This is a genomic window from Armatimonas sp., assembly GCF_043760365.1.
Lineage (GTDB): Bacteria > Armatimonadota > Armatimonadia > Armatimonadales > Armatimonadaceae > Armatimonas.
The window spans coordinates 1-5,103 of the sequence record NZ_JAYUPA010000366.1; the positions used below are offsets into that span (position 1 = coordinate 1).

The 5,103-nt window shown below is 61.4% G+C and carries 4 protein-coding genes; 1 reads left to right on the top strand and 3 read right to left on the bottom strand.

What is annotated here, in order from left to right; translation table 11 throughout:
* On the bottom strand, positions 1 to 900 hold a 900-nt coding region (locus ACH2EH_RS08795), incomplete at its 3' end, for a DUF3142 domain-containing protein (RefSeq protein ID WP_395140849.1).
* Positions 901 to 990: 90 nt separating this feature from the next.
* Between ACH2EH_RS08795 and ACH2EH_RS08800 the strand changes: the two genes are divergently transcribed.
* Entirely contained in the window at positions 991 to 2,694 is a 1,704-nt protein-coding gene (locus tag ACH2EH_RS08800) for a glycosyl hydrolase family 95 catalytic domain-containing protein (RefSeq protein ID WP_395140851.1), read from the top strand.
* Here ACH2EH_RS08800 and ACH2EH_RS08805 read toward each other — a convergent pair.
* Together ACH2EH_RS08805 and ACH2EH_RS08810 are read right to left on the bottom strand one after the other, a co-directional pair.
* Complete coding sequence (locus ACH2EH_RS08805; RefSeq protein WP_395140853.1) at positions 2,669 to 4,084, bottom strand: bifunctional metallophosphatase/5'-nucleotidase; 1,416 nt, start codon at positions 4,082 to 4,084, stop codon at positions 2,669 to 2,671. The two genes, ACH2EH_RS08800 and ACH2EH_RS08805, sit on opposite strands and share 26 nt — an antisense overlap.
* Before the next feature lie 156 nt (positions 4,085 to 4,240).
* The gene (locus ACH2EH_RS08810; protein WP_395140855.1) at positions 4,241 to 4,987 is read right to left on the bottom strand and encodes an isoprenyl transferase; all 747 of its coding nucleotides are present in this window, start codon (positions 4,985 to 4,987) and stop codon (positions 4,241 to 4,243) included.
* Positions 4,988 to 5,103 lie beyond the last annotated feature (116 nt).

Genomic DNA, 5,103 nt, shown 5'->3' on the forward strand with positions numbered 1-5,103 from the left:
ATAGTCCACGGCACTTTCCGGGGCCGCCGTGAACTCTAATCGTCGGTTACCGGTACCGGGATCGGTCTCGGCGCGCAGGCAGCGAAAGGCGGGATCGGAAGCGAGCGTGTCCGCGCCGCCATCACGGTACATTCCGCGCAGTCGCCCCGGCCCATCAAAGACCAGCGCGTGGCCGTAGGCGGGAAGCCCAGCGCGAAACGGCTTGCCACGGCGGCCTGCGGCAGCGAGGCCACGCTCCAGCACTTTCGGGCTAAAGATCGGAGTGAAGTCGGCGTAGCGGCGCGGGGTCTGCGACTCATAAAACTGTGGCACGGAGAAATCTAGAACCTCCAGCACGCTGTCCAGCTTGCGGCTCGTGTACCAGCTAGAGAGCAGTGTGGCGGAGAGCTGCCAGCCGGGGAGTTTCTGGCGAAGCAGTTTTAAGAGAGTGGCGTAGCGTGGAAGAAGCCGGGTCGGGAAATCCAGATCGCACTGGAGCCCGATTACCGCCACGCCCGCTTTCTGCGCCGCCTGCTTCTGCACCGTAGCCGCTTCGGCGATCACACTTGCCATTGCCTCGTTGGGGAGCGCTTCCAGGTGCGCGAGAACATCCGGCGACGCATTAAAAACCAGATGAATTTTGAGGCCATCAGCACGGCTCTTCCAGCTCTGCCGAAGTGTCACCCCAAGCTTTCCGCTGTTTTCGTCGCTTCTGTAGAGCAGCCCCGCATGCACAAAAATCTCCACCACTCCCGCCGCGCGTAGCTCCGTGGCGTCGTCCGGCTTGAAGCGAAACGGGCGGTGCCAGTACCAGAGCGACTTGCTCAGTGGCGGAAGCGGCGTCTGCCCGCGCTTCCAGAGCACGATCCCCCCGACAAGCGCCAGCCCCGCAACAGTGAGCAAGGCGGGCCGGGCTTTCATGCCACAATTTTATCGCTTTTACGGAGCCGACGACGACGAAATCCTAGAGCAAGCCGCCCACGTGCCCTCTTCTGATAAACTCAGCGGAGTATGCATGAAACAACTCTCTGGTATGAGCAGCCTGCCGCGAACGGAAACACGGCGCTTCCTGTGGGCAATGGACGCCTCGGGGCGCTGGTCTTTGGCGGAATCGAGCACGAGCGGATTCAGCTTAATGAGGAATCGCTCCCGAGCCTGGGGGACTTATTTATCGAGCAAGTGCTCCCCGGCCCATCCAAGAACTACCGGCGCGCGCTCGACTTAAACGCCGCCGTGGCGAGCACGGCGTTTACGGCAAAGAGCACACGCTTCACGCGCGATGTCTTCTCCAGTGCTCCCGACAATGTAATTATTGTCCGTTTTCACACCGACACGCCGGGCAGCCTGAACCTCAAGATTAGCCTGACGTGGGGCGAAGGTGAGGATGCAACAGAGTGCGAAATAAAAGCCGTGGGGCGCGATAGCCTGGCGCTACGCGGTCAGATCGAGCGCGAGGGCACGGCTGAAGGGATGCACTTCGCCTGCTTTGTTCGCGCACGAGTGGAAGGCGGCCTGGTCAAGGCCACCGATAACACGATCCAGATCGTGGATGCAACGCTTGTCACGCTCTTTCTGACAGCAGCCACAAGCGGGCAGGGCCGCGACCCCGAGGCGGCGCTGGCAACACTTGAAGCCGCGTTTCATCGCCCCTACAACGAGCTGCTCGCACGCCACCAAGCCGAACACCAGCGCCTCTTTCGCCGTGTCGAGCTGAGCCTGCCCACCGCAAACCCCAAAGTTCCCACGGATCAGCGCCTCACGCTCCACCCAAATGACCCCGGACTTGCCGCGCTGTATTTTCACTACGGGCGCTACTTGCTCATCACCCGCTCTCGCCCCAGCGGGCTTCCCCCGAACTTGCAGGGACTGATGCACTACTGGCCCGCTGAGGTCACCAGCCTCTCGGACTGCCACGAAGCGCTCTTTGACTCTATCGAGAGCACAATCGGCGGGATCAGGCCGCTGGATGCGGCATGTCTCTGTCAGCATCTCTTCGAGCACTGGCGCTTCGCCCCGGAAAAACAAAAACATCTGCGGCGCATCTACCCCACTCTCAAAGGCATATCCGAGTCTTTGCTCACCGGCCCCATGCCTGGCGCGAGCATGGATCTGCAAATTACTCGCGAGTGCTGGGAGAACACACTGGCTCTCGCGCAGATGCTCAGCGTGGACGATGCTTTCCAGAGCGAGCTGGAGCGGGCGCTGGAAAAGCTCTCTCCCCCGCACATCAGCCACGCCTACGCCTTCTACCCTGGCAACGCGATCACGCTCCGCCAGAACCCCGAGCAGGCGGCGGCACTCAAAAAGACCCTCGACACGAACCTCAGCCGCGCCTGGCTGCTCTGCCTCGCCGCCCGCTTCGAGGATAGCGAGGCCGTTCAGGAGCATCTGAGCGTACTCCTTACCCAGGGCAACGGCAACTTCGGCGCGACCGCGGGAATCGCGGAGTGTCTGCTGCAAAGCCACGCCGCGGAGCTTCACCTGCTCCCCGCCCTCCCGCCGGATTGGAAATCAGGCAGCATCACCGGCCTGCGCGCCCGTGGCGGCATCACCGTGAGTATTTCTTGGGAGGACGGCAAGCTCACCCGCGCGACGCTTATCTGCGCCAATACCCTGAAAGTGCCCCTACGCGTCCAGGGCTCGGCGGAGACCAAGCTCGTCACACTGCCTGCGGGCAAGACCGTGGTGATTACCGGAGCTGTTGCAGACCGGTAATCACAGCCTCGCGCAGATCGCCGCCGATACTCAGGCGGCTAGCATCAAGCTTGAGGGTTCCCGTGGCGGTAAAGTCCACCAGCGCGACGGTGTAGGTCTTGTTTGGATCGCGGGCTGGGGCGCTGAGAACCAGGCCCTTAGTTTTCTGCTTCAGCTCGGCAAGCTCCGCGCCCGTCATCGTGAGCGTGGCGACTTTATTCTTAAAGGGCATCACGGCCCAGATATCGTAGCGGGTCAGCGTCTGGGTGCGAAAAACCTCGAAGAGCCCGTCGCCTTCCACGTGCAAGCCAATCTCGGAGTGCGTGGCCTTTGCCAGCGCCGCCGCAATCGTCTCGGTGGTTCGGTGTGTCCGCTCCACGGGGGTTGTGCCTAGGAAACGCTCGGGGAGCGTCGCGGCAATCCCGTTCTTCAGCGGGGCGGCGTAGGCGTCGGCGACGGCTTTCACATCTTTGGCCTCTTTGAGCTTCGAGGTGATGGGAAGCAACGCGTACTCGTAGCCCGCCAGTTTCCAGCCACCATTAAGACCAGGCGTTTTGGCAAAGTGGAGGTCGAACTTGCCTAAATTCACGCCAAACTCGCCGGTCTGGACAATCGGGACGCCATTGACAACCAGTGGCTTATACAGAAACGTGTGCGAGTCGCCGCCCACAATCGCATCTATCCCCGTCGTCTGCTGCGCGAGCTTTGTGTCGTCGTCTACGCCAACATGGGTCAGAGCAATCAGCACATCACAGTTCTTGCGGACGATCGGAATCCATTTTTTCGCCGCCTCGACCGGATCGCTCACCCACCAGCCTTTCACCTGTGGATAGCCGTTGGAGCGGGGCGCGGTCAGTCCTAAAAAACCAATTCTTACCCCGTTGATCTCACGAACCAGATAGGGATGGACACCGGGAATCAGCTCGCCCTTGGCCGGATCACCGATGCCCGCATTGGCGCAGACCCACGGAAAGTGCGAGCGGCGCAGGACTTGCAGGAGTGCGTTCTGCGCCCCGGCGGCATCGAAGCGCTCGGCGGCGTCTTTCAGCTTGAACTCGTTGTTACCGATCGTCCCGATATCGTAGCCCGTCGCGTTCAGTGCCTCGATATCCGCGATTCCCTCATACGCATTGGTGAGCGGGCCGCGTGTGGCGACATCGCCCAGATCAATCACCAGCACCGGGTTCTTCGCCTTTTTCTTCAGCTCACGGATCAGCGTTGCCCGCCGCGCCGCGCCGCCCACCGATGTCTGCTCGTTCTTGCTGCGCCCTGGCTCCGTGTAAGAAAACGGCAGCGTGTGCCCATGAAGATCGTTGGTATGGAGAATCGTCAGATCAAGTTTATCTTGAGCGAAAGCAGGAAGCGCGGCCAGAGCACAGACGGCAGCGAGAAAAATACGGCGCGTTAACATGTGGGTATTTTACCGCGCCGCCGGTTGGAAACCGGCGTCTGCAGTGGCACTGCGTGCCGCGAAGCCCGTTCCGGGCTGGGGATAGATTCGGTAGCCCGGCACGGGCTTTGCGGCTGAGGGACGAAGTCATTAGTTGACGCCCAATTCCATTGGGCGCTATTTCAGCCCGCCGAAGCGGCGCTCGCGGCGCTGGAACTCGGCGATGGCTTCTTCAAGATGCGGCTTGCGAAAGTCCGGCCAGCGGACGGGGGTGAAATAGATCTCGGCGTAGGCGATCTGCCAGAGCAAGTAGTTAGAGATGCGAAGGTCACCTGCGGGGCGGATGAGCAAGTCGGGATCGGGCATTCCGGCAGTGTAGAGTTCTTGTTCAAAAAGCGTGTCCGTGATCTCATCGGGTGTGATTTCCCCCGCCGCGACTTTCTCCGCCAGACGCCGCGCCGCGTTCACGATCTCGGCCCGCCCACCGTAGTTCAGGCAGACATTGAGCACGAGGCCGGTGTTGGCACGGGTGACCTCGCAGTGCCGATCCAGCTCTTTTCTCAGGTCCGCGGGGAGCGCCTCAAGCCGCCCGGAGAAGCGCATCTGGACATTGTTCTCATGAAGCTCCTTGAGCTCGCGGCGTGCGCCCTCCACGAAGAGCCGCATCAGCCCATCGGTCTCGGCCTGTGGGCGACGCCAGTTTTCGGTGGAGAAGGCATAGAGGGTAAGCGCCTCAAGCTTCATGTCCGACGCAGCCCGCACGACCTCACGGACACTCTGGTAGCCCTGCCAGTGCCCGGAAAGACGCGGCAGCCCTCGATCCTTGGCCCAGCGCCCGTTACCATCACAGATGATCGCGACATGCCGGGGCAGGCGCTCCGGATCTGGGTCGTAGGGGAGTGGTTGAGCGGGCGCAGTAGACATGGTGATGGGTCGGGAAGTCAGGGTAGTCATACGGATTCACTTTGCCTTACAAAGAACTTCGCAAACAAAATATCACGGTTTAGTCCATTGGTCAAGTGATCAAGCCCAGTTTACCC